Source organism: Halorientalis pallida (genome assembly GCF_049605515.1).
Lineage (GTDB): Archaea > Halobacteriota > Halobacteria > Halobacteriales > Haloarculaceae > Halorientalis > Halorientalis pallida_A.
This window is the reverse complement of record NZ_CP187158.1, coordinates 2,976,065-2,998,440: the sequence shown is the minus strand read 5'-3', so window position 1 is coordinate 2,998,440 and position 22,376 is coordinate 2,976,065. Positions and strand designations below refer to the sequence as shown.

Sequence of the window (22,376 nt, the reverse complement as noted above, 5' to 3'; positions counted from 1 at the left end):
CGCGCCGCATCGTTTCCGAACTCGAAGGGGGAGTGCGGATGCAGGGGTTTCACATACGTCCACAGAGATGATGCTGGCACGAGACGGATGTGGGGGAGTCACAGACGACGCGGGAGTCGGGCGTGTATCGTGCGGTGGGGGCATCGACGGGACGGCCGGCCGCCCCGAGAGAGCGGCGGGTGACTCGCGATGACGCTATCACTCGACTGGGTGCTGGCGGCGCTCCCGCCGCTCCAGTGGAATCTGGTACTCATCCCGCCGATCACCGGGATCATCGGGTACATCACCAACTGGGTCGGGATCCGGTTGCTCTTTCACCCGCTGGAGTTCCGCGGGTTCAGGATGCCGGGGCTGAAGCAGCTGGCTCCGATGCTCCCGATGAAGATCCAGCAGATCCCGGGCGTCATGGACGGGAAGATCGGCTGGCAGGGGATCATCCCGTCGCGGTCGGCGAAGATGGGCAGTGTCGCCTACGACGCCTCCATCGCGAAGATCGCGAGTCAACAGGAGTTCTACGAACGGCTCGATCCCGACCGGATCGCCCAGCACATGGTCGAGCAGTCCCGAGACAACTTCCACGCGTACGTCGACGACCTGCTGGACCGGGAACAGCCGGTCGTCTGGAACTCCGTTCCGGACGGGGCACGGCAGTTCATCCACGCACGGATCGAACAACAACTCCCGGAGGTCGCCGACCGGATCATGCAGTCGACGGCCAAGAACATCGACGAGGTACTGAGCCTCAAGCTGATGGTCATCGACTACCTCGACAACCACCCCGAGTTGCTCAACCGGATGTTCCTGGAGGTCGGCGAGGAGGAACTGAAGTTCCTCGTCAACTCCGGCTTTTACTTCGGGACGCTGCTGGGCGTGTTCTCGATCCCGCTGTTCCTGTTTTTCAACAAGGCCTGGTGGGTCCTGCCGGTCTCGGGCGTCCTCGTGGGTTATTTCACCAACTACATCGCGATCAAGGCGATCTTCAACCCGCAAGAGCCCGTCGAGATCGGCCCGTTCACGCTCCAGGGCCTGTTCATCCAGCGCCAGGAGGAGGTGGCCGAACGGTACGGCGAGATCGTCGCCGAGGAGATCATCACCGTCGAGAACGTGGCCCAGAACCTGCTGTACGGGAAACGCTCCGACCGGACCCGGCGGATGATCGAGGAGGCGATCCGCCCCTCGCTGGACGAGGCACTGGGGATGGCCGCGCCGGTCATCCGTGTCGCGACGGGTGATCGGCGGTACGAGGAGATCCGCGACGCCCTGGCGACCGAGGGCGTCGAGTACGCCCTGGAGCCGTTACAGGACACCGACTTCAACCGCGAGCGGTCGATTCCCGTCAAGGAACTGATCGCGAGCCGGATGCAGGAGTTACCCCCGCAAGACTTTACCATGACGCTGCGTTCTGCTTTCAAAGAAGACGAGTGGCTGCTCATCGGTATCGGGGCAGCCCTCGGGTTCGTCGCGGGGTGGGTCCAGCTACTGGTGGTGACCACAGTACCAATATGAGCGAGTTCAACGACAGCGAACGGACATCGGGCGACGCCGCGCCGGGCGGGGGCGACAGCGACGACTGGGTGTCGGAGATCGCACGCGAAACGGAGGGGACCGCCGACACCGCAGACGCGCTCGATCCGGAGTCGGTCGTCCGGCTGTTCGACATCCTCGACGTGGCCACGACCGAGCGCGATCTCGGGCAGACCCAGGTGGAGCAACTGCTGGACGTGCTGGAGGCGTCCATCGTCACGCCGACGCCGCTGGACACCGACGAGACCGAACGACTGCTCTCGGTGCTAGAGTCGACGGTCGTCGATCCGGTCGATCCCGACGCCACCGAGGAGGCCCTCTCCGTGCTGAACACGGCCATCGTCGACCCGACGGGTGCCTCGGCGACACGGACCGATGGGGTCCTCTCGGTGATCGAGTCCGCGATGACCGATCCGACCGTCGCCGAGGAGGGCATCGAGGAGGCCTTCACCATGTTCGACGCCGCGCTCGCGACGCTGACCGATCCGTCCGGGGACTCCGAGGAGGTGTTCTCGACGCTGGACTCGACGGTCACGAGCCTGCTGGACCCGTCGGTCGACACCGACGAACTGGTCGGCTCGCTGGACGAGGCCGTCGCCGACATGGCGGACCCGGCGACCGACTCGGGCGACGCGCTCTCGTCGGTCGACAGGGTCATGTCACACCTGCTGAATCCCGGCGAGACCGAGGAGGACAAGTTCTCGCCGCCGGACCTGGAGGAGAGCGATCACCCGTCCCTGTCGACGACGCCGGGTGACCTCGACGATTCCTTCCGGGTCGCCCGGATCGGGGCGGCCGCCCTCCAGCGGTCGACGGGCTACTCCGTCCGGTCGGGCGTCCGCACCGGTCCGCGGCTGGTGCGGGCCGCGGCCACCTCCGAGTCGATGGTCGACATGGTCGAGGAGGTGCGGTCGATCACGCTCGACGAACTGGACCGGCTGGGCATCGAGACGCCCGCTGAGAACGACGAGACGGATGTAGACCGGCCGACGTCCTCGCTCCCGGCCGACAAGGACCGACTGCAACGGCGCGGCGCGCGGCTGATGGAGGCATCCGCCGACGTGGACTACGTCGAGGAAGTCCACCCGGCGTACGCGTCGATCCTCGACCAGGTGGCCCCCGACGAGGTGCGCATCCTCCGCCTGCTGGCCACCGAAGGCCGCCAGCCCTCGATGGACGTGCGCGACGTGGGCTGGGTGCCGATCAACTCCGAACTCGTGGCGGCGGGGCTGACGATGATCGGCAACGAGGCGGGCTGTCAACACCTCGACCGGGTTCACGCGTACCTGAACAACCTCAAGCGACTGGGGCTGATCTGGTTCTCCGACGAACCGGTCGAGGACCTGAACGAGTACCAGATCCTGCAGGCCCAGCCGGACGTGCAGGACGCCATCGAGGAGGCCAAGCGCGCCAAGCTGATTCGCCGGAGCATCCATCTGACGCCCTTCGGCGTCGACTTCTGTCGGGAAGTGCTTCCCATCGAGGTCGTCGTCGAGACGGCCGCCGGCGTCTACGAGACACCGGAAGCGCCCGCGTCGCGGGAGGCACCCGAGCGACCCGAGATGCCCGAGGACGTGCCGAGCCAGGCGCTCGACGAGTCGGAGTCGACCGAACAGGACTGAGCGTCGCTGGGGAGCGGTCGATTCGAGAGTGAGAGACGGGAACGCTTGTGGGGGGAGCGTTCCGTCGGGGGAGCGTCGGTCGTCGTTCCGTGGGGAACGCGTGTGGTGTTGGGAGCGTTCTATGGGAGTGTTGGGGGAGGGGAGTGATCAGGTGGCCGACGACGACCCGAAGACCCGCTTCCCGGCCGCGCTGGTCATGTAGCCGACGATGAGTACGTCGACCGGCGCCATGAACAGCGCGTAGAACAACAGGAAGTTGCTCATGGGGGCCAACAGCAGGAACGGTAGGTAGACGAACCGCGCGAAGAACAGCACCATCCCCACCATCGAGAGCGCGAGCGACTCCTCGACGGCGTACGCCAGCAGGAGCAGGTTCATCGGCGCCATCCAGATGAGCGGGAGGAGTACCGACCGCGCCTGCGTCGCCAGGAACCACACCTCCGCAGCGATGAGCACCACTGTCGGTACGAACACCGTCAGGTCCACCCTCGGCAGCCATCGCCGCGTCCGGGTCGTGGTCGCCATATCGGTCACCCCATCCGTTCGTTTCACGCAATGCCACTTCAAACATTCGCCTCGATCTGATATATCCCCCTGCGTAGATAGCCGGTAGTTTAAGTTAGTATTTAAAAATAGCCGAATATCGGGGTATGTATGTAAACTGGTAGGTTTTCCGGAACACTCCGGCAGTTTAAGTCAGGGCGGCGAGTCGGTGGCGCGGTCGACGACGGGTGCGTCGGCGATGGTGGCCGGCCTTGCCAGTGGCGCGTCCCTTTTTGTCGGCCACCCCACAGTGGGGGTATGGAGGTGTTCGCGGTCCCGGGACTGCCGGAGATTCGGCCGGGCGACGACCTGGCCGGGTTGATCGAGCGCCAGGTCCGGCTCCGGCCCGACGACGTGGTGGTGGTCGCCAGTACCGTCGTCTCGAAGGCGGCAGGGCGGACGGCCGCCCTCTCCGATTTCGAGCCGAGCGCACGCGCCCGGGAAGTCGCCGAGCGCCTGACGGACCTGACCGGCGAGGCGAAAGACCCCCGGTTCGCGCAGGCGGTCATCGAGGAGAGCGAGTCGCTCCTCTTGTCGGCCCCGTTCCTGCTGACGAAGACTCGGTTCGGCCACGTGACGGTCAACGCGGGCATCGACCGCTCGAACGTGCCGGACGCCGATCTCCTCTTGCTGCCCGAGGACCCCGGTGCGAGCGCGCAGGCACTCGCCGAAGCACTGGACCGCCCGGTGATCGTCTCGGACACGTCGGGCAGACCCTTCCGGCACGGCCAGCGCGGGGTCGCGCTCGGCTGGGCCGGGATGCCCGCCAGCCGTGACTGGCGGGGCGAACCCGACCGCGACGGCCGCGAACTCGACGTGACGGTCCAGTCGGTGGTCGACGAACTCGCGGCGGCGAGCAACCTCGTCGCGGGCGAAGGCGGCGGCGGCACGCCGGTGACCGTCGTTCGAAACTGGCAGTTCGGCGACCACGACGGCAGCGACGAACTGTTCCGGAACCGGGCGGACGATCTGGTCCGCCAGGCACTGGAAGCGTGGGACTACGACTCATGAAGGCAATCGAACTCACCCCCGAGCATCCGGTCGAAGAGATTACCGAACTCGCAGTCACCGCCGAACGGGTCGGCTTCGACACCGTTCTGGCGTCGTGTCACTACTTCAACCGCGATCCCTACGTCGCGCTCTCCCGGATCGCGGACGCCACCGACGAGGTGGCGCTGGGTCCCGCGGCGGCCAACCCGTACGACACACACCCCGTCGCGCTGGCCTCCCGGGTCGCGACGATCCAGGAGGTCAGCGACGGCCGGGCCGTCTTCGGCGTCGGCCCCGGCGACCGTTCGACGCTGTCGGCGCTGGGCGTCGAGCGCGACAGCCCGCTCCGGCGCGTGCTGGAGACGTTCAAGGTCGCCCAGGACCTCTGGGCCGGCGAGTCCGTCGACGCCGACGGGACGTTCCGGGCGGCCGACGCCGACCTCGAATACGAGGTCGAGGGGGAGATCCCGGTCTACGTCGGCGCGCAGGGCCCACACATGATCCGGATGAGCGCGAAACACGCCGACGGCGTCCTCTACAACGGCTCACACCCCCGCGACATGGCGTGGGCGGCCGAGCAGGTCGAACAGGGCCTCGAAGACCGGCCCGACGAGCGCGGGGACTTCGACTTCGCGGCCTACGCGAGCGTCAGCGTCGCCGAGGAGGAAGCCGCCGCCCGGGAGGCCGCCCGGCCGCCGGTCGCGTTCATCGCCGGGGGGGCGGCCCCGCCCGTGCTTGATCGCCACGACCTCGACCGGGAGCGCGCCGAGGAGATCGGCGCGGCTATCGAGGCCGGGTCGTTCAGCGAGGCCTTCGGACTCGTGACCGAGGCGATGATCGACGCGTTCTGTATCGCGGGGACACAGGCACAGGTCGAAAACGAGGTCGAGGCGGTGATGGAGTACGCGGACAGTTTCGTCGTCGGTGCGCCGCTGGGCCCGGATCTGGAGCGGGCTATCGAGCTTGCGGGGGCCGTCCTCCGCTGAGGTCCGGGACCACCGCGGAGGCGAGGACGCCCAGCAAGAGATAGCCCGTCAGGCCGACCGTCCCGGCGATCAGGAGGCCGCCCATGGTGATCAGGACGGCGCTGAGCGGGTCGGAGAGGGCGATCTCGCTGATGCTCCGGACGAGTTCCGGGATACTGGTGACGATATCGGCGAGTCCTGCCATACCTCAACGTTGGGGGGCTGGTACTTGTGTGTCGTGGTTTGGCGAAGGTCTAAGACGGCCGAGACCGGACGCGGTCACATGGACGACGCCTCGCTGGACGAGTTCGCGGACGCTGGGGGGGACAGTGATGCCGACGCCAGCGACGGAACGGACGGCGACAGTGCCGCCCCGGCCGAGCCCGCGACCGATTCGGACCCGGTCGACCCGGCCGCCTCGACGTACGCCTGGAGCGAGGCGGGTGCGGTGTGTACGGCCTGTGGCGAGTCGGTTGCGCGGCGCTGGCGGGACGGTGACGACCTGGTCTGTGCCGACTGCAAGGAGTGGTAACTGATCAACTATCCGATACAGCAATATTAGGTGGGACCGGTCCGTACCACGCATGTGAACGCTACCGACGGTCGCGGTCTCGCCGGGTGCAGTGTCCGAGGCCGCGGTTCGGTCGGCCGAGTGGACAAGACACTTGCCGGTCGGCGGTGCAGGACCCGTTACTCGCCCACTACCCCCGCTACCCATGACTGACGCAGACACATCGACGCTAGGATCGGAGTCGGACGAGAGCGTGGACGCGGCTGGCGCCCTCGCTCGCCGCGTCGCCGAGAACGTCGGCGAGGTGATCGTCGGTCACGACGCGGAGATCGAGCACATCCTCACCGCGGTGCTGGGTCGGGGGCACGTCCTGCTTGAGGACGTGCCCGGCGTCGGCAAGACGATGCTCGCCCGCTCCATCGCGGCCTCCTTCGACGGCTCGTTCAAGCGCGTGCAGTTCACGCCGGACCTGTTGCCCTCCGACATCACCGGCGTCAACGTCTACAACCAGAAGACCGGCGAATTCGACTTCCGGCCCGGGCCGGTCTTCGCCAACGTCGTGCTGGGCGACGAGATCAACCGCGCGCCGCCGAAGACCCAGAGCGCCCTGCTCGAAGCGATGGAGGAACAGCAGGTCACGGTCGACGGGGCGACCCACGAGATGCCCGATCCCTTCACCGTCATCGCGACCCAGAACACGGTCGAGCGCGACCGGACCTACGAACTCCCGATGGCCGAACTCGACCGGTTCATGAAGAAACTCCACCTGGGGTATCCCGACTCCGAGGACGAGGCGGAGATGCTCGGGCGCGTGGTCGGGAACCACCCCATCGAGGAACTCTCGCCGGTGGCCACGCTCGCGGACCTCCAGGCCGCGCGGACGGCGGTCAGCGAGATCACCGTCGAGGAGCCGATCCGGGCCTACGTCACCCGGCTGGCGGAGTACACGCGCGAGCAGGCCCAGCTGGGGGTGAGCCCGCGTGGCTCCATCGCCCTGTTGCGGGCCGCCCAGGCGCGGGCGGCGCTCGCGGGTCGGGACTACGTCGTTCCCGACGACGTGCAGACGGAGGCGCGGGCGATCATGCCCCACCGGGTCCGGACGGCGTCGGCCGACCGAACCGGCGAGGAGATCGTCGGCGAGGCACTGGAGACCGTCGCGGTCGAATGAGACCGACCTGGCGCACCGTCGGCGTCGTCGGCGTCGCCGTCGGCTCGATCCTGATGGCCGCCGCGTCGGGCGCTCGCGCGCTGAACGCACTGGCCGCGCCCGCGCTGATCGCACTCCTCGTGAGCGTCGTCCAGGTGTTTCTCGCCGGCCGGCCCGAAATCGACCGCGAGGACCCCGTCCCCGGCCATCCCGGCGAGTCCCGCACCGTCGAGTTGACCGTCGACGGCGGCGCGCTCGCGCGCGTGACCGACGCCGTCCCGCCCGGCGTCGCGGCCGAGGGGTACGACCGCCGGGTGACGCTCCCGGCGACCGTCGCGTACGAGATCGAACTCGGCGCGCGGGGCGCGTGGGATCTCGGTCCGCCCCGCGTCGTCGTGACCGACGTACTCGGCCTGTTCGTCCGATCCTTCGAGCCCGAGGGGACGGCGACGGCGCTGGTCTACCCGCCGCTGGTCGACCTGCGCGAGGACGACGCCGTCGCGCGCCTGCTCGGCTACGACACCGCGACCGACCGGCAGGCCTTCGACACGATCCGCGAGTACGCCCCGGGGGACCCGTTGCGCGATGTACACTGGAAGTCCAGTGCCAAGCGAAGCGACGACGACCTCGTGGTCAAGCAGTTCGTCAGCGAGCAACGGGAGTCGACGCTGACCATCGCGGCGGGAGCCACGCCGGGCCACGACGACGCGATGGCGTCGGCCGCGGCCAGCCTCGCGGTGCTTGCGATGGACGCGGGCCTCTCCGTGGGTATCACCTGCCCCGCCGGCGAGGTGCCGACCGGCCGCGGGCAGGCCCACCGGCGACACGTCCTCGACCTGCTCGCGCGCACCGGCCCGGGACAGCCTGCCCGCCCGGCCCGCGAGGGCGCGGACGTCGTCCTCACCGCCGACGAAGACGGCGTGACCGCGACCATCGACGGCCAGGACCACCACCTCTCCGTCGGTCCGACGCCGCCGGAGCCGCCCGAAGGTGACGGCGAACGGGCGCGGGCAGTCGTCGGGTCCAGCGGGGACGCCTCGGCCGAGCAGGAGGTGTCGCGATGAGTGCCGAAACTGGCGGCCCGGCGGAGCGGGCCGTCGACGCGGCGAGACGGCCCTGGGCGGCGCTGTTCGAGCCGCGCGGACTGGCCCTGCTGTCGGCGGGACTGATGCTGTTTTCCTTCACCTTCCCGCTGTACGGGATCATCGACGTGGTCGGCGATCCCAGTACGTTCCTGCTGGTCGTCGCGGTGACGCTCGTGCTGGCGACGGGGCTGTCGCGGGTCGTCGGCGCGTGGACGGCGCTGCCCGTCGGGCTGGGGCTGCTGGTGCTGGGGCTCTGGATGTACGCCTCTGCACTGCCGGCGGACGTGGTCGCCCAGCAGGACCGCATCCTCGGCGACGTGGTGTCGCTGTTCATGGGCCTGTCGGTGTTGCGCCTCCAGATGATCGAACTGTTCGCGCTGGCGTACACGCCAGCGCCCGTGTTCCTGACGTGGTATCTGGCGCTCCGGCGGCGATACGTCGGGGCGGCGCTCGTCGGCGGGGCCGCGCTGACGTTCTTCGTCCTCACGGGCGACGTGGACACGCTGGTCGCGTTGCTCGGCGCGCTGGGTGCGGTCGGGACGGTCGGATTCGGCCGGCTCGAACGGTTCGGCGGGGCCGACCGGGCCGTCGAGACGATGGCCGTCGTCCTCGCGGCGATGGTGGTCGTGACGATGCTGGTCAGCGTCGTCCCCGGCGGGACCGGGACGCCGTTCGGCCTGTTCGGGACCAGCGGCACCGAGACCATCGAGGGGAGTCTGATCAACTCCGATCAGCGCGTCTCGATCCAGGGATCGATCAGCCTCTCGGAGGAGGTCCGGTTCACCGTCGAGAGCCCGCGCGAGGCCTACTGGCGGACCGGCGCGTACGACCGCTACACGGGCGACGGCTGGGTCCGGACCGGCTCGACGCTCGACTATCGGGGCGAGATGAGCGGGCCGCGGGGCGAGAGCCGGATCGTCGAGCAGGAGGTGACCATCGAGTCGGAACTCGACGCCATGCCCGCGGCCTGGAAGCCGGTCAGCGTCAGCGAGAACGTGGCCGGGGACACGTCGGTGACCTCGCTGGGCGGGCTCCAGCCCGCGGCGGCGTTCGCGCCCGGCGACAGCTACACGGTCGTCAGCCGCCAGCCCGTGGTGTGGCCGGGGCGACTCCAGCGGGCCGGTGACGACTATCCCGGCCGGATCGAGTCGCGGTACACGAACCTCCCTGCGAGTACGCCCGACCGGGTGGCGACGCGCACCCGCCAGATTCAGGACGGGGCCGGGGCCGACACGGCCTACGAGACGGCCAGAGCGGTCGAGTCCTATCTGGAACGGGAGAAGGGGTACTCGCTGGCGGTGGACCGCCCCGACGGCGAGGTCGCCGACAGCTTCCTGTTCGAGATGGACGAGGGGTACTGCACGTACTTCGCGACGACGATGGTGACGATGCTGCGAACCCAGGACATCCCGGCCCGGTTCGTCGTCGGCTACACGACGGGCGAACAGGTCGACAGCGGGACCTATCAGGTCCGCGGACTGGACTCCCACGCCTGGGTCGAGGTCTACTTCCCGGACGTGGGCTGGGTGCAGTTCGACCCGACGCCGGCCGGGCCGCGACAGGACGCCGAGCAGGAACGGATCGAAGGCGGCGGCGGAGACCTCGGGAACGTCGACGACGACCCCGAGCCGACGACCGAACCACCGTCGACGCCGGACCGGACGACGAGGAATCCGACCCCGGAGACGCCAGGGTCGACCGTGGAGACGATCCGGACGCCGACGACCGGCGGGGACGCGGTGCGGACGGCGAACGACGAGAGCGGTGGCATCCCGCTGCCCGAACCGCCCTCGCGCGAGGAGGCGGCGCTCATCCTCGTGGTGCTGGCCGGGGCCGCTGCGGGCGCACGCCGGCTGGGCCTCCACGAGCGTGCCTATCGTGCCGTGTGGGTCCGCTGGCAACCCCGGGCCGACCCGGCGAGCGACGTACAGCGGGCCTTCGAGCGCGTCGAGTACGTCCTCGCGCGCGAGGAACGGCCACGCCGGGACGGCGAGACGCCCCGGCAGTACCTCGCGGCTATCGACGCCGACGAGACCGTCGAACGGGTGTATCGGCTCCACGAGCGGGCCCGGTACGCGGGGGAGGTGACGGGGAGTGTCGCCGACGACGCCGTGGCGGCGGCCGACGAGATCGTCCGGGAGCGGACGGGGCCCCTGAGCTGACCGCCGAGAACGGCTTGCAAGGCTTGCTTCCGCGGGTCCCGAAGGTGTTTAATACGTCGGTTTCGTAGGCCCGACTTGTAATGTCGGAAGTCTGCTCGACGTGCGGGCTGCCCGAGGAGCTCTGCGTCTGCGAGGACGTCGCCAAAGAGTCCCAGGAGATCAGCATCCGCATCGACGAGCGCCGATACGGTAAAGAGGTAACGGTCATCGAAGGGTTCGATCCCAACGACGTGGACATGGACAGTCTGTCCTCGGACCTGAAATCGAAGTTCGCCTGTGGCGGCACGGTCGAGGACGGACAGATCGAGCTCCAGGGCAACCACACCGGACGCGTCGAGGATTTCCTCCGCGACAAAGGCTTCAACGTGGCGTGACACCGAACCCATCCTGACGGAGGTTCGGACGGACCAAGAGCGGCCGTCGGGCCATTCTCCGACCGTCTCACCCGCCAGCCACGCGTCTCGCGTGGCCACCTTCGTTCGCCACCTCGTGCAAAATTTTAACAACGCTTTTAGTTGGAAAGAATAAACGAGTAGATACGCGAACAGCGGGGGATGGAGACCGAATGGTCAACGGGGGACACACACTGGCGGTACTGGTAGTGACGGGCCTGCTCGCGGTCGCAGGCGCATCGGTCGCGGCGGGTGACGCGCCGGCCGCGACACAATCGGACAGCGACGTGCCCGACGCTCGACTCGTCGTCGAGGAGGTGTCGATCTCGCCGACGACGCCGCTGGTCGGCTCGCCGGTGACGGTCAGCGTGTCGGTGAGCAACTCCAGGGGGAGTACGTCGGCGGCCCGGATCGACCGGATCGAGTTACAGTACCGCAACGGGGAGTCGCTGGTCGAGGCCTCGGACGTGGGCTCGCTCTCGGCCGGTGACGACCTCACCGTGCCGCTGACGACGACCTTCGCGGAGCCGGGATCGAAAAACGTCGAGGTGGTCGTCGCGGGCACCGACGCCGACGGCGACGAGGTCCGGATCGCCCGTCCGGTGCGCCTGGTCGTCGAACAGACCGATCCCATCGTGGAGCTGGACGTGACGGACCCGACCGCCGGCGTCCGGACGAACGCGACGGTGACGGTCTCGAACCCGACCCAGGGGCCGATCAGGAACGTCGTGACGACGGTCGCTTCGGGGGGCTTCGAGCGTCTCAGCCGACAGTCCGCGGTCGCCGAGCTCGACGCCGGCGAGTCGACGACGCTCGACGTGGGCGTCAGGCCCGAGCGGGCCGGCGACCAGCGGTTCGCGGTCGACGTGTCCTACACCACGGGGGCCGGCGTCCAGCGGACGAAACGCGTCGGGCGGACCGTCTCGGTCTCGCCGCTCGTGACCGACGTGGGCGTGCAGGTCACCCAGGTCGTCGGGCCGCCGCCCGGCGAGCAGGCACAGGACACGCTCGCGTCGCTCGTGGGGAGCGGGTCCGATTCCGACGAGGAGGAGGGGCCCAAACCGCCGCGGGCGCGGGTCCGCGTGACGAACTTCGGCAACGCGCCGGTCCAGGACGTGGTGGTCGTCCCCAACGCGTCGGGCGCGTCGTTGTCTCGCCAGCGGGTCGCGGCGACGCTCCCGGTCGGCGAGAGTCGGTCGGTGACCGTCGACCTCTCGGCGCTGTCGGGTCCGACGGATCTGGCCGTCGCCGTCGACTACCGGGTCGGCACCGAGTCCGGGACCGAGCGGGCGACCCTTCCCTACCGGCCCGAACGGGGTCGCATCCGGCTCACCGGGATCAACGTCACCCAGACCGGCGAGGACACGGTCACGATCTCGGGCAACGCCGGCAACGTCGGGACGGGGGCCATCGCCGGGCTCGTCGTGCAGGCGGGCAACGGCTCCGGCGTCGTCCCCGCCGACCAGAAGGGGCGGTACTTCGTCGGCCCCATCGAGTCGGGGCAGTTCACGCCCTTCGAGGTGCAGGTGACCGTGACCGACGAGAACCAGACCAGCGTGCCGCTGAACCTGACCTACCGCGTCGACGACCGGCTCCGGACCCGGACGGTTCGACTCGGATTCGACGACCGGATCGTCAACGCCAGCGAGGAGGCGACGGGCGGCGGCTCGGGCTTTTTGCTGGTCGGACTGCTCGCGGTCACGTTCGCGCTGGTCGGCATCTACGTCATCAGGTGACCATGGCGGCGACGACACCCCTGGAACTGGACGGCGCAGTCAAACGCTACGAGGGAGCCAGCGGCACCGTGACCGCGCTCGACGGCGTCGACTTCCGGGTCGGATCGAACGAGTTCGTCTGCCTGTTCGGCCCCAGCGGGAGCGGCAAGAGTACGATGCTCAACGTGCTGGGCCTGCTGGACTCGCTGACCGACGGCACCCTGCGCCTGGACGGCGAGGACGTGACCACGCTGTCTATCGAGGAGCGCACCGAAGTCCGCCGTGAGTATCTGGGCTTCGTCTTCCAGGACTACCACCTCGTCCCGACGCTGACCGCCGTGGAGAACGTCGAACTGCCGACGGTGTTCGACGGCCGCGCCGAGCGCGAGCGAGCCAGAGAATTGCTCGACCGGGTGGGGCTCGGGGACCGACTCGATCACAAACCGCCGGAACTCTCGGGCGGGCAGTGCCAGCGGGTCGCCATCGCCCGGTCGCTGATCAACCGGCCCTCGGTCCTGCTGGCCGACGAACCGACGGGGAACCTCGACCGCGAGACGGGGAAAGTCATCCTCGACGAGTTCCAGCGTATCAGCGACGCGGGGGTCAGCGTCGTCGTCGTCACGCACGATCCGCTGGTCAGCGACTACGCCGACCGACGGCTCGACCTCGTCGACGGCGAACTCGGGTGATCGCGCGTGGGCCTGCTACCAGCACACCGACTGCCGGTCGTCCGGATCGCCGTCCGGAACCTCGGCCGCAACCGATTGCGGACCGGGCTGGCGACGCTGGGCATCGTCATCGGCGTGCTGGCCATCGCGACCCTGGGCATCCTCGGCACCGTGTTACAGCTGTCGGCCACGAACGCGTTCGGCGGCGTCGGCACCCAGGTCGTCGTCACGCCGGGCGGGAGCGGTGGTGGCGGGGACGGCAGTACGCTCGACTCGCTCAGCGCCGTCACCGGCGGCGGGAGTACGGAGGGGTTCTCGCCCCGCGAGGTCCAGCGCATCGACCGCATCGCGGGGAAACACGGGAGGGTCGTCCCGCTGGTCACGGCCGCCGGGACCGTCAGCCGCGGCCAGGGCGAACAGATCGGCGTCCTCGTGGGGACGGACGACCCCCGGACGCTGTTCTCGGCGGCCGAGGGCCGCATCCCCCGGAACCACCGGCAGGGCGCGCTCGTCGGACACGACCTCGCCGAGAACCTCGAACTCCGGGTCGGCAGTACCGTCGAGATCGACGGCAACAGCTACCGCGTCCTCGCGCTGCTGGAGGAGGGCGGCCAGTTCCTCCCCATCGCGACGGGGAACGCCCTCGTCCTGCCCGAAGACGAGTTCACCGAACCCTACAGCCAGATCATCGTCCGGACGGACTCGCCCGAGAGCGCCGCCACGGTCGCGAGCGAACTCAGGTCGGCGTTCAACGGCCGCGGGAACCGCATCACGGTCGTCGAGTTGTCCTCGCTGCTTGACCAGATCCGGGAGTACTTCGGACTCCTCAACGCCGTGTTGCTCGCCATCGGGTCGATCTCGCTGGTCGTCGCCGGCGTCAGCATCGTCAACGTGATGTTGATGAGCACGAGCGAGCGCAGCGAGGAACTCGGGATGCTCCGGGCGGTCGGCGTCGACCGGACGACGGTCATGCGGATGATCGTCGCCGAAGCCCTGCTGTTGGGCGTTCTCGGTGGTCTCGCCGGCGTGGCGTTGAGCCTGCTCGCGGCCGTCGGCCTCTCGCTCGTGACGCCCATCGGCCTGGAGTTGCTCTTGCACCCGCGCAACGTCGGCTTCCTGGTCCTGGCGTTCTGTTTCGGCGTCGGGACGAGCCTCCTCAGCGGCCTCTACCCCGCCTGGAAGACGGCCAACCGACGGCCGGTCGAGGCGCTGAACGGATAGTCACAGCAACTCCAGAGTTAATTCAATACGTTCTCATAGTAAAGTTAATGGGGCTGATCGAACAATTGGCTGACAATGAGCGGGGGATGCTCTGTCAGGTGGGGAATCGGTAGTGCAATCGCAGCGGTGCTGTTGTTGTGGCTCGCCACCGGTCCCGCCCTGGCGGCGCCGGCCGGGGTACTCCAGCTGGGCGGTCTGCTGGGCGGTGACTTCGCCAGTCAGCTGAAGGGACTGGTCGGCACGCTCGAACAGTTCGCGCGACTGCTCGACCTGCTGGTGGCGCTGCTGCAGAACGGCCTCGGTGGGCTGTAACCGCTCGCGGTCGGCCGACCTGCGTGGCGGCCACTGAGCGGATCAGAGGGATACCCGATGGGATCGTTCCGAATCTACGGTGGGGGGCCGACGCTCGCGTATCCGTCGAGTGCCGACGCGGCCTTCGTGGACGCGACGGTGAAGGCACTGCTGGACAGCGACCGGACCACCGCCGTCGTGGTCGACCGCTCGCGCGTGCTGTATCTCTTTCTCGGCCGCGATCCGACCGACGAAGGCGGGGGCTGGCAGCGGTACGTCGCCGAGTACGTCGCCGACGACGAACCACCGGCCGCCGCGCTGGCGGCACTGGAGCGTGAACTCGCGAAACTCCGGCTCGACGACTGGGGCTGGGCGTGTCACCCCCGCGACGAGGCGTGGCTGGACGCGCTCGGTCGCGCGACCGCCGCGTCCAACGACGACGTGGCCGTACTCGCGCGACTCGCGGGCGGCGGCGAACCGCCCCTGTCGTTCGGCGTGACGACGGCCGACCGGGCGGTCGCCGTCGCGACTGCGCTGGCGCGAGCGGACGTGAGCGCCGCCATCGTCGACGGTGACGGGACACCGCCCGCCACGGCCGACGTGATCCTCCGGCCGGGCCACGAGGCCGACTTCGTTCCGCTCTGTGATCGCAGCGAGGAACTGTGGGAGTGGAAACGCGACGACGCCCCGTCCGGGCGCGGGTCCGACACCAGCGAGGGGGCCGGAGCGACCGTCGAACACACTCCCACGCCCGCGGCCGAGACAGATACGACCGGGCGCGGTGGCACCGGATCGGGGGCACTCGCCGACACGGACGAGGGGGTCGCGACCGACGGAGGCGGCCTCGCGGCCGTCCTCGGTCGGACGGGCGCGGGGCGACACCGCCCGTCGATCACCGCCCCGAGCCGGGTGACTGCGACCGCGCTGGGGCTGGCGCTGGTCGTGGTCGCCGGACTGGCCGTGGCGACGACCGCGGTCGTCGGTGCCGGCCCGTTCGCCACCGGGACGGGCGGATCGCTCGACGGTGCTGGGAGTGCTGGCCCGGCCACTGCGACCGAGACGCCCACGGCCGCGGAGTCGGTCGTCACGCTCTCGGCGTCCGTCACCGGCCGGACGGTCACCGTCCGGGGCTGGGGCGCGAGCGACGGGTTGACGGTCGCGCTCGTAGACGGAACCGGCGAGACGGTAGCGAGTCGGCAGGTCGAGGCCGGTACCGGCGGGTTCCGGGCGCGGCTCTCGGCTCCGGGGCCGGGACCGTACCGCGTCGTGGCCCGGAACGACGGGACGACGGTCGAGAAAGACGTTCGGGTCACGGCCGAGGGAACCGCCGACGCGGCGTTCGGACTTGACACGCCGGAACGGGGCGCGACGGTCCGGTCGGGGACGCTCCGGGTCAGCGGCCGGAGTCCGACCGACTCGGTCGTGGTCCGGATCGCCGACGCGACGGGGACGCGCGTCCTGCGGACGAACACCTCGGTGTCCGGCGGCGAGTTCGAGACGTGGATCACGGGTCTGCCGGACGGGCAGTACACGCTGACCGTGGCGGCCGCGGGCGACCGGCGCACGACCCGGACGGTCGCGTTCGACTAGAGCAGATCGTCGGCCTGGGCCAGCAGGATTCCCTCGATAGTGGCGTCGTTGGACGGTTCCTGTCGCGCCACCTCCAGGGCCTCGTCGACGGGGACGGTCGTCACGCTGAGGAACTCGTTGTCGTCGAGGTCTGCGTCGACCGGTTCGAGGCCCTCGGCGAAGACGATGCCCCGGCGGTGCCGGAGGACGCCGGTCGAACACCAGAACTCCTCGATCAGGGAGACGCCGGCGGCGTCGAACCCGGTCTCCTCGCGGAGTTCCCGGCGGCCGGCGTCGGTGTAGCTCTCGCCGTCCTCGACGATGCCCGCGGGGAGTTCGAGACACTGCTCCTGGATCGTCGGCCGGTACTGATCGACCATGACGAGGTGGTCGCCGTCGCCGTCCCCGACGACGTGGCCCGGTGCAACGGCCACGACGACGGCCGCGGCGGGCAGGTCCGCCCAGTAGTAGCGTTTCTCGGAGCCGTCCGGCTGGCCGACGCGGTCGTAGCCGCCGGTGTACCAGCCGGTCTCGTACTCGACCGCCGACTCCAGCACGGGCCAGTCGAACTCCGCGGGTTCGCGGACGGGGTGGCTGTCCGGGTCGAACCGTCGGATCGTCGGATCGTCGGTCATGGGGTCTGTGTCACCTCCAGGCGGTAAACGGTGCCGTTCTCGCGGACGAAGACGGCACTGTCGGTCGCGGCGGACGTGTTGCGCTGTCTGATCGCGTCGAACTCGTCGAACGGCGAGTGGGTGAACGCGCCTTTCAGTCCGACGGGGCCCTTCCAGTACGGCTCCGACCGACCCGTCGCGTTGGCGGTTCCGTCGCCGGCCGCCGCGGTCGCGTTCGCCAGCGCGGCCGCCGTGTAGGGATAGCGGTCGGGCGAGAGCGAGTCGGCCGGGATCGCCGTCCGGTCGTCCGTCGCCGTCGCCGTCATGTAGTAGGGATCGCCGCTTTTCAGGTAGCCCGGGAGGGCACCGAGCGCCAGCAGCAAGACGATGGCGGCGAGGAGGGCGAGCGTGACCCGACGCGTGATCTGTCGCATGGCCACTACTCGGTGGGCCGGCCGAAAAACGATAGCGGATCCTACTGGTCGCCGGTGACGACCTCGCGATAGGCGCTGCCGAATGCCTGCCGGCGGAGGGTGCCGACGGCCGCGTCCTCCCGTTCCTGGAAGGTGGCGGCGACCACCGTCTCGGCGAAGGGGACGGCGTGCCAGACCACCCGGTCGACGTTCTCGCTCCCGATCATCTCGCGCTCGTAGTCCGGATGCGCCTCACACCAGTCCTCGAACTCGGCGTCGGTGCCGACGGTCACTTCGAGCATGGAGGCGAAGATGGCCTCGTGGGCGGTCGCGACGACCGAACCCGTCACCCGGTCCTCGTACTCCTCGCTGTCGAAATCCATGGCCTTCGCGACCTCACGGACGCTCGTCTGTGCGGCCGGGCCGACGGCCGCGTACAGCTCGCCTGCTTCCGCCGCCGTCTCGGGCGCGAACACTCCCTCGGTGTGCATGTCCGGCTCTGCGGGCCGCTCCGGTTACTCGGTTTCGGAGTCTGCCGCGTCGGCGTCGCCCTCGGCGTCTGCATCCGAATCACGTGGCTCGCTCGCGGGTCCATCCTCCCCGCTCACGAAATCCGAGGACTCGCTCCGCTCGCCCTCTCCATCCCGCATCCGCCGGGTCATCTCGCGGGCTTCCTCCAGAATCTCCTCGTCCTCGTCGTCGAGGCCAGTCAACTGACTGGCGCGCTCGCGGCCGCGCTCGACGGCCCGGGCCTCGTCGTCGAACAGCGCACCCGACCGCTCGTGGTCGTGGTCGTGGTCGTGATCCACTGTATCCTCGAAGACCTGCGGGTAGTCGGTCTCCTCGGCGATCTCGGTGACGGTCGCGGCCAGGGCGTCGGCGTCGGCCTGATCCCAGTCGGGGGCGTGTTCGTCGAGCCAGGCCTCGTGGTCGTCGTCGCCGAGCAAGGCCGTGAAGGCGAGGTGGTTCGCCAGGTGTTCGGCGTCGGCCTGTGGGTCCTCACACACCGGGCAGGCGTATCCCATGTCCGGACCAAGCGGGCGCGGACGGATAGACCTTACAGGTCCGCGACCATCACCAGCGCGTTCTCCCCGTCGTCGTAGTAGCGAGGCACCGTTCGCCGGTGATCGAACCCGAACGAGTCGTAGAGGTCCCGGGCCGTCTCGTTGCTCTCCCGGACTTCGAGTTTCACCTCGGCGACCCCCTTGGCGCGCATGACGCCCAGCGCCCGCCGGAGGAGGGTGGACCCGACGCCCTGGCCGCGCTGGTCGGGATGGACGGCCAGGTCCTTGACGTGGCCCAGCGGCCGGCCGTGGTTGGGCACCGAGTCGGCGACGATGTAGCCCGCGACGCCGGCGCCGACCTCCGCGACGAGAAAGCCCGGTTCCCCCACGTACCGCTGGAACGCGGCGAAGGGCCACGGCTGGGGGAAGGAAGCCTTCTCGATGCGATACACCGCGAGCAGGTCCGCCTTGACCGCCTCCCGGACGGTCGGCGCGGGCGTATCGGAGTCCGATGCGGGCGTGGTCACGACTGCCACTTGCGGGCGACCCCACTAAGCCCTTTCACCGCCCCGCACCGAGTCACACCCCGCCTCGACCCGGCCTCCAGTTCGTGTCTGTCTCCTGCCACGAGGATCGCCAGTCGGAAGGTTCATTATTATCAGGCTCTTAAGCTCAGGCGCACCCAATTTTCGGGTGCCACCCCCCAACATCCCCCTCTACCCCCCGTTTTCTACTGTACCACCGATAAACGGCGGTTTCGGCCGCCGGATAGCCACTGGACTCCCCGACCAGTCGGCCCACGGCCGTTTTTCACGGACGATAACCGACTGGAATTAACCTCTCAGAAAAAGGTGAACAGGTCGTCGCGTTGCTGTTCGTGGAGGTGGTGTCGGACCGCCTCGGTCATGGGGTCGATGGAGCCGCGTTTGGCGGTGATCGGGGCGATGGTCTCCTGCCACTGTTTCCAGGGCGGGAGCAGTCCGAGCCGGTCACAGAGCGCGTTCAGGCGCTCGTCGCGGTCGTCGACCTTGTCCATCTTGTTGACCGCGACGACGACGGGGATGCCCATGTCCCGCAGGAAGTGGAACATCTCCACGTCGTGTGGGATCTCGTCGGGGCCGGAGTGGCGGTCGATGATGTCGATCACGGCTTTGCCGTCGACCACCAGCACCGCGACGAGGATCTGCTCGGCGTAGGTCTCCAGATACGCGACGATGTCGTCTTTGATCTCCTCGCGAACCTCGTCGGGGACGCCCTTCATGAACCCGAATCCGGGGAGGTCGGTGAGGACGAAGTCCTCGGCGTTCCAGTCGTAGTGGTTGGGCTGGCGCGTGACGCCCGGCCGCTGGCCCGTATCGAACGTGTGGCCGGTCAGTTCACGCATCAGCGTCGACTTGCCGACGTTCGAGCGCCCCACGAGAACGACCTCGGCGCTCCGGTCCGGCCGCGAATCGAACATGGAGGCGTCTAGACGACTGGGGCGGATAAGCGTCGCTGTTTCCGGCCGCGGCGGGATCGAGCGACGACTGGCCCGCCACGTATTTCCCGGACCCCCGCGGAATGTCCGGTGTGCGACTCCTCCAGGTGACCATCCCGACGGGGAAACGCGAGACGGTCCTCGGTGCCCTCGACGACGAGGGCGTCGACTACGTCGTCACCGACGAGACCAGCGGTCGCGAGTTCACGGCCATCGTCTACGCGCCGCTGCCCAACCCCGCGGTCGAACCCGTCCTCGAACGGCTCCAGGACGCGGGGATCGACGACGAGGCCTACACCGTCGTCGTCGAGGCCAGCACGGTCGTCTCCCGACGGTTCGACGAACTGGAGGAGCGATACGCCGAGCAGGAGGAAGTCGACGAGGGCCGGATCGCCCGCGAGGAACTCCAGAGCCGTGCCGAGGAACTCGCCCCGTCGCTGCGGACCTACGCCACGATGACGGTCATCAGCGCCATCATCGCCACCGCCGGCCTGTTGCTCGACTCGCCGGCGGTCGTCGTCGGCTCGATGGTCATCGCCCCCCTTATCGGCCCGGCGATGGCCGCCAGCGTCGGCACGGTGCTGGACGAAGACGAACTGTTCGTCCGCGGCGTCAAACTGCAGGTGCTGGGCATGACGCTCGCAGTCGTCAGCGCCGCGGCCTTCGCCGTCTTCGTCAGGTACGCCCGGCTCGTCCCGCCGGGCATCGAGATCACCGAGGTCCCCGAGATCCGCGAGCGACTGGCCCCCGACTTCCTCTCGCTGGCGGTCGCGCTCGGGGCCGGCGTGGCCGGCGCGCTCTCGCTGTCCTCGGGCGTCTCGGCGGCCATCGTCGGCGTCATGATCGCCGTCGCGCTGATCCCGCCGGCCGCCACGGTCGGCATCGGCGTCGCCTGGGGCCTCCCGATGGTCAGTGTCGGCTCGGGCGTCCTCGCGCTGGTCAACGGCCTCTCGATCAACGTCGCCGCCATCGCCGTCCTCTGGTACAGCGGCTACCGACCCCACAACTGGTTCCAGCTCGACCAGGCCCGGAGCGCGGTGTTGAAACGCGTCGCCGTCCTCGCGGTCGCCATCGCCGTCCTCTCGGTCTTTCTGGGCGGCGTCACCTACAACTCCTTCCAGAACGCCGCAAGCGAGGAGGACATCCGCCAGGGCGTCGAGGGCGTCGTCGCAGACAGCGAGCGGGCGACCCTGCTGAACACCGAGGTGCAGTTCACCGACGGTATCCTGTTGAGCCAGTCGGATCGCGTGGTCGTGACAGTCGGCGTCCCCCCGGGGAACGGCGAGTCGGTCGGCGGCCTCAGCGAGCGGATCGACACCGCCGTCGACCGCGCGGCCGGCCACGACGTGGAGACACAGGTCCGCTACGTCACCATCGAGGACGCCTGACCTACTCGTCGTAGGGCAGTTCCGGCTCGTAGCCGACCGCCTCGACCGCCGCGTCGAGCGTCTCCTGGACGTTCTCGCCCTCGGTGACGCTCATGTACAGGTCGGCCTCCACGTCGGTCGAGCGGTCGCTCTTGTTACACACCGTGAGGACGGGCACGTCCGCGAACCGGGCCGCCAGCGCGTCCCTGAGTTCGAGTTGCACGTCGAGGGGATACCCACACTCGCCGCTGGCGTCGACCATCACCAGCACGGCGTCGGCGAGGTGTTCCAGCGCGCTGACCGCCTGGGACTCGATCTCGTTGCGGTCCTCCGGCGGCCGGTCGAGCAAGCCAGGCGTGTCCACCAGTTGATAGCGGATGTGGTCGCGCTCGATGTGACCCACCCGAATCTCGGTGGTCGTGAACGGGTAGGACGCGGTCTCGTTGCGGGCGTTGGTGACGGTATTCACGAAGGAGGATTTTCCCACGTTGGGGTAGCCGGCGACGACGATGGTCGGCTCGTCGGGTCGGATGTCCGGCAACTCCCGGAGGGTGTTGCGGGCCTCGTTGACCGCCAGCAGGTCGTCCTCGACCTCCTCGACCACGTCGGCGATGCGGGCGAACGCCTGCTTGCGGAGCTTCTTGGCCCCGTCGGCGTCGACGTTGCGGAACCGGCCCTGGTACTCGTCGCGGATGTCGCTGGCCTTCCGGCTGGCCCAGCCGATCTCCGAGAGGTGCTGGCGCAGGTCGTCGACCCCAACGAGGGCGTCGATCATCTCGCGGTAGAACGGGTCGAGTCCGTCGATGTCGGGCCACGCGGTGACGACGTTCTCGAGGTTGTCCGAGACGACGTTCGCGGCGGTCTGGAGCATCGACTGCTGGGCCTCGAACCCGGATTTGGCCCGGCCCGCGCGGGCCGCCCGGGAGAACGCCTGGTCGATCAGCTCCTCCGACGTGGGCGTCGTCGGGAGGTCCTCGAGAATCATGTTGGCGTCCGTAGACGGTTCGTGCATAAAAACGCGTCCTTTGGCACGCACCCGATCAGCCGGCCGTGCCGTTCCGACCGATCGTAAAAAACCACACCCTGACTACAAAAT

General features: G+C 69.1%; 24 protein-coding genes. 15 read left to right on the top strand and 9 right to left on the bottom strand.

Annotation, left to right across the window (positions count from 1 at the left end):
- The first annotated feature begins 189 nt into the window (after positions 1-189).
- The gene (locus tag ACOZ4N_RS17125; RefSeq protein WP_424017572.1) at positions 190-1,506 is read left to right on the top strand and encodes a DUF445 domain-containing protein; all 1,317 of its coding nucleotides are present in this window, start codon (positions 190-192) and stop codon (positions 1,504-1,506) included.
- Positions 1,503-3,146 carry a DUF4393 domain-containing protein gene (locus tag ACOZ4N_RS17120; RefSeq protein WP_424017571.1) on the top strand — a complete coding sequence of 548 codons (1,644 nt, stop codon included), beginning with the start codon at positions 1,503-1,505 and terminating at the stop codon, positions 3,144-3,146. The genes ACOZ4N_RS17125 and ACOZ4N_RS17120 overlap by 4 nt, the downstream gene beginning before the upstream one ends.
- A gap of 147 nt (positions 3,147-3,293) precedes the next feature.
- On the opposite strand, the gene ACOZ4N_RS17115 is transcribed toward ACOZ4N_RS17120, so the two are convergent.
- Entirely contained in the window at positions 3,294-3,620 is a 327-nt protein-coding gene (locus ACOZ4N_RS17115; RefSeq protein WP_424017569.1) for a hypothetical protein, read from the bottom strand.
- Positions 3,621-3,947: 327 nt separating this feature from the next.
- Between ACOZ4N_RS17115 and ACOZ4N_RS17110 the strand changes: the two genes are divergently transcribed.
- Positions 3,948-4,700, top strand: coding sequence for a coenzyme F420-0:L-glutamate ligase (locus tag ACOZ4N_RS17110; RefSeq protein ID WP_424017568.1), 753 nt, complete (start codon positions 3,948-3,950; stop codon positions 4,698-4,700).
- The gene (locus ACOZ4N_RS17105; protein WP_424017567.1) at positions 4,697-5,665 is read left to right on the top strand and encodes a 5,10-methylenetetrahydromethanopterin reductase; all 969 of its coding nucleotides are present in this window, start codon (positions 4,697-4,699) and stop codon (positions 5,663-5,665) included. The genes ACOZ4N_RS17110 and ACOZ4N_RS17105 overlap by 4 nt, the downstream gene beginning before the upstream one ends.
- Here the strand turns inward: ACOZ4N_RS17105 and ACOZ4N_RS17100 are convergent.
- Positions 5,634-5,849: a hypothetical protein gene (locus ACOZ4N_RS17100; protein WP_424017566.1), complete on the bottom strand. Its 216-nt coding sequence runs from the start codon at positions 5,847-5,849 to the stop codon at positions 5,634-5,636. The genes ACOZ4N_RS17105 and ACOZ4N_RS17100 overlap by 32 nt on opposite strands.
- Positions 5,850-5,927: 78 nt before the next feature.
- Here ACOZ4N_RS17100 and ACOZ4N_RS17095 point away from each other — a divergent pair, with 78 nt between their 5' ends.
- From ACOZ4N_RS17095 to ACOZ4N_RS17050, 10 genes are all read left to right on the top strand, one after another.
- Complete coding sequence (locus tag ACOZ4N_RS17095) at positions 5,928-6,176, top strand: DUF7573 domain-containing protein (protein ID WP_424017565.1); 249 nt, start codon at positions 5,928-5,930, stop codon at positions 6,174-6,176.
- Between the two features lie 184 nt (positions 6,177-6,360).
- Complete coding sequence (locus ACOZ4N_RS17090) at positions 6,361-7,323, top strand: AAA family ATPase (RefSeq protein WP_424017564.1); 963 nt, start codon at positions 6,361-6,363, stop codon at positions 7,321-7,323.
- Entirely contained in the window at positions 7,320-8,366 is a 1,047-nt protein-coding gene (locus ACOZ4N_RS17085; RefSeq protein ID WP_424017563.1) for a DUF58 domain-containing protein, read from the top strand. The genes ACOZ4N_RS17090 and ACOZ4N_RS17085 overlap by 4 nt, the downstream gene beginning before the upstream one ends.
- Complete coding sequence (locus ACOZ4N_RS17080) at positions 8,363-10,549, top strand: transglutaminase TgpA family protein (RefSeq protein ID WP_424017562.1); 2,187 nt, start codon at positions 8,363-8,365, stop codon at positions 10,547-10,549. Before ACOZ4N_RS17085 ends, ACOZ4N_RS17080 begins: the two co-directional genes overlap by 4 nt.
- Before the next feature lie 80 nt (positions 10,550-10,629).
- Positions 10,630-10,923, top strand: coding sequence for a stress response translation initiation inhibitor YciH (yciH, locus tag ACOZ4N_RS17075; RefSeq protein ID WP_092660804.1), 294 nt, complete (start codon positions 10,630-10,632; stop codon positions 10,921-10,923).
- Between the two features lie 191 nt (positions 10,924-11,114).
- Positions 11,115-12,677, top strand: a complete 1,563-nt coding sequence (locus ACOZ4N_RS17070) for a CARDB domain-containing protein (RefSeq protein WP_424017561.1) — start codon at positions 11,115-11,117, stop codon at positions 12,675-12,677.
- Positions 12,678-12,679: 2 nt separating this feature from the next.
- Positions 12,680-13,345 (top strand): ABC transporter ATP-binding protein, encoded by a 666-nt coding sequence (locus tag ACOZ4N_RS17065; RefSeq protein ID WP_424017560.1) that lies wholly within the window; start codon positions 12,680-12,682, stop codon positions 13,343-13,345.
- Positions 13,346-13,351: 6 nt separating this feature from the next.
- Complete coding sequence (locus ACOZ4N_RS17060) at positions 13,352-14,545, top strand: ABC transporter permease (RefSeq protein ID WP_424017559.1); 1,194 nt, start codon at positions 13,352-13,354, stop codon at positions 14,543-14,545.
- 75 nt (positions 14,546-14,620) lie between these two features.
- Positions 14,621-14,857, top strand: coding sequence for a hypothetical protein (locus ACOZ4N_RS17055; protein ID WP_424017558.1), 237 nt, complete (start codon positions 14,621-14,623; stop codon positions 14,855-14,857).
- A gap of 57 nt (positions 14,858-14,914) precedes the next feature.
- Positions 14,915-16,426, top strand: coding sequence for a hypothetical protein (locus tag ACOZ4N_RS17050; RefSeq protein ID WP_424017557.1), 1,512 nt, complete (start codon positions 14,915-14,917; stop codon positions 16,424-16,426).
- Here the strand turns inward: ACOZ4N_RS17050 and ACOZ4N_RS17045 are convergent.
- From ACOZ4N_RS17045 to engB, 6 genes are all read right to left on the bottom strand, one after another.
- The gene (locus tag ACOZ4N_RS17045) at positions 16,423-17,040 is read right to left on the bottom strand and encodes an NUDIX hydrolase (RefSeq protein ID WP_424017556.1); all 618 of its coding nucleotides are present in this window, start codon (positions 17,038-17,040) and stop codon (positions 16,423-16,425) included. The genes ACOZ4N_RS17050 and ACOZ4N_RS17045 overlap by 4 nt on opposite strands.
- Entirely contained in the window at positions 17,037-17,453 is a 417-nt protein-coding gene (locus tag ACOZ4N_RS17040; RefSeq protein ID WP_424017555.1) for a hypothetical protein, read from the bottom strand. Before ACOZ4N_RS17040 ends, ACOZ4N_RS17045 begins: the two co-directional genes overlap by 4 nt.
- A gap of 41 nt (positions 17,454-17,494) precedes the next feature.
- The gene (locus tag ACOZ4N_RS17035; RefSeq protein WP_424017554.1) at positions 17,495-17,923 is read right to left on the bottom strand and encodes a DUF5809 family protein; all 429 of its coding nucleotides are present in this window, start codon (positions 17,921-17,923) and stop codon (positions 17,495-17,497) included.
- A gap of 24 nt (positions 17,924-17,947) precedes the next feature.
- Entirely contained in the window at positions 17,948-18,457 is a 510-nt protein-coding gene (locus tag ACOZ4N_RS17030) for a DUF5810 domain-containing protein (RefSeq protein WP_424017552.1), read from the bottom strand.
- A 32-nt stretch (positions 18,458-18,489) separates the two neighbouring features.
- Positions 18,490-18,963: a ribosomal protein S18-alanine N-acetyltransferase gene (gene rimI, locus ACOZ4N_RS17025; protein WP_424017550.1), complete on the bottom strand. Its 474-nt coding sequence runs from the start codon at positions 18,961-18,963 to the stop codon at positions 18,490-18,492.
- A gap of 314 nt (positions 18,964-19,277) precedes the next feature.
- Entirely contained in the window at positions 19,278-19,895 is a 618-nt protein-coding gene (engB, locus tag ACOZ4N_RS17020; protein WP_424017549.1) for a GTP-binding protein EngB, read from the bottom strand.
- A 110-nt stretch (positions 19,896-20,005) separates the two neighbouring features.
- Here engB and ACOZ4N_RS17015 point away from each other — a divergent pair, with 110 nt between their 5' ends.
- Positions 20,006-21,301: a TIGR00341 family protein gene (locus ACOZ4N_RS17015; protein WP_424017548.1), complete on the top strand. Its 1,296-nt coding sequence runs from the start codon at positions 20,006-20,008 to the stop codon at positions 21,299-21,301.
- Position 21,302: 1 nt separating this feature from the next.
- On the opposite strand, the gene ACOZ4N_RS17010 is transcribed toward ACOZ4N_RS17015, so the two are convergent.
- Entirely contained in the window at positions 21,303-22,265 is a 963-nt protein-coding gene (locus tag ACOZ4N_RS17010) for an NOG1 family protein (RefSeq protein ID WP_424019968.1), read from the bottom strand.
- Positions 22,266-22,376: the final 111 nt, after the last annotated feature.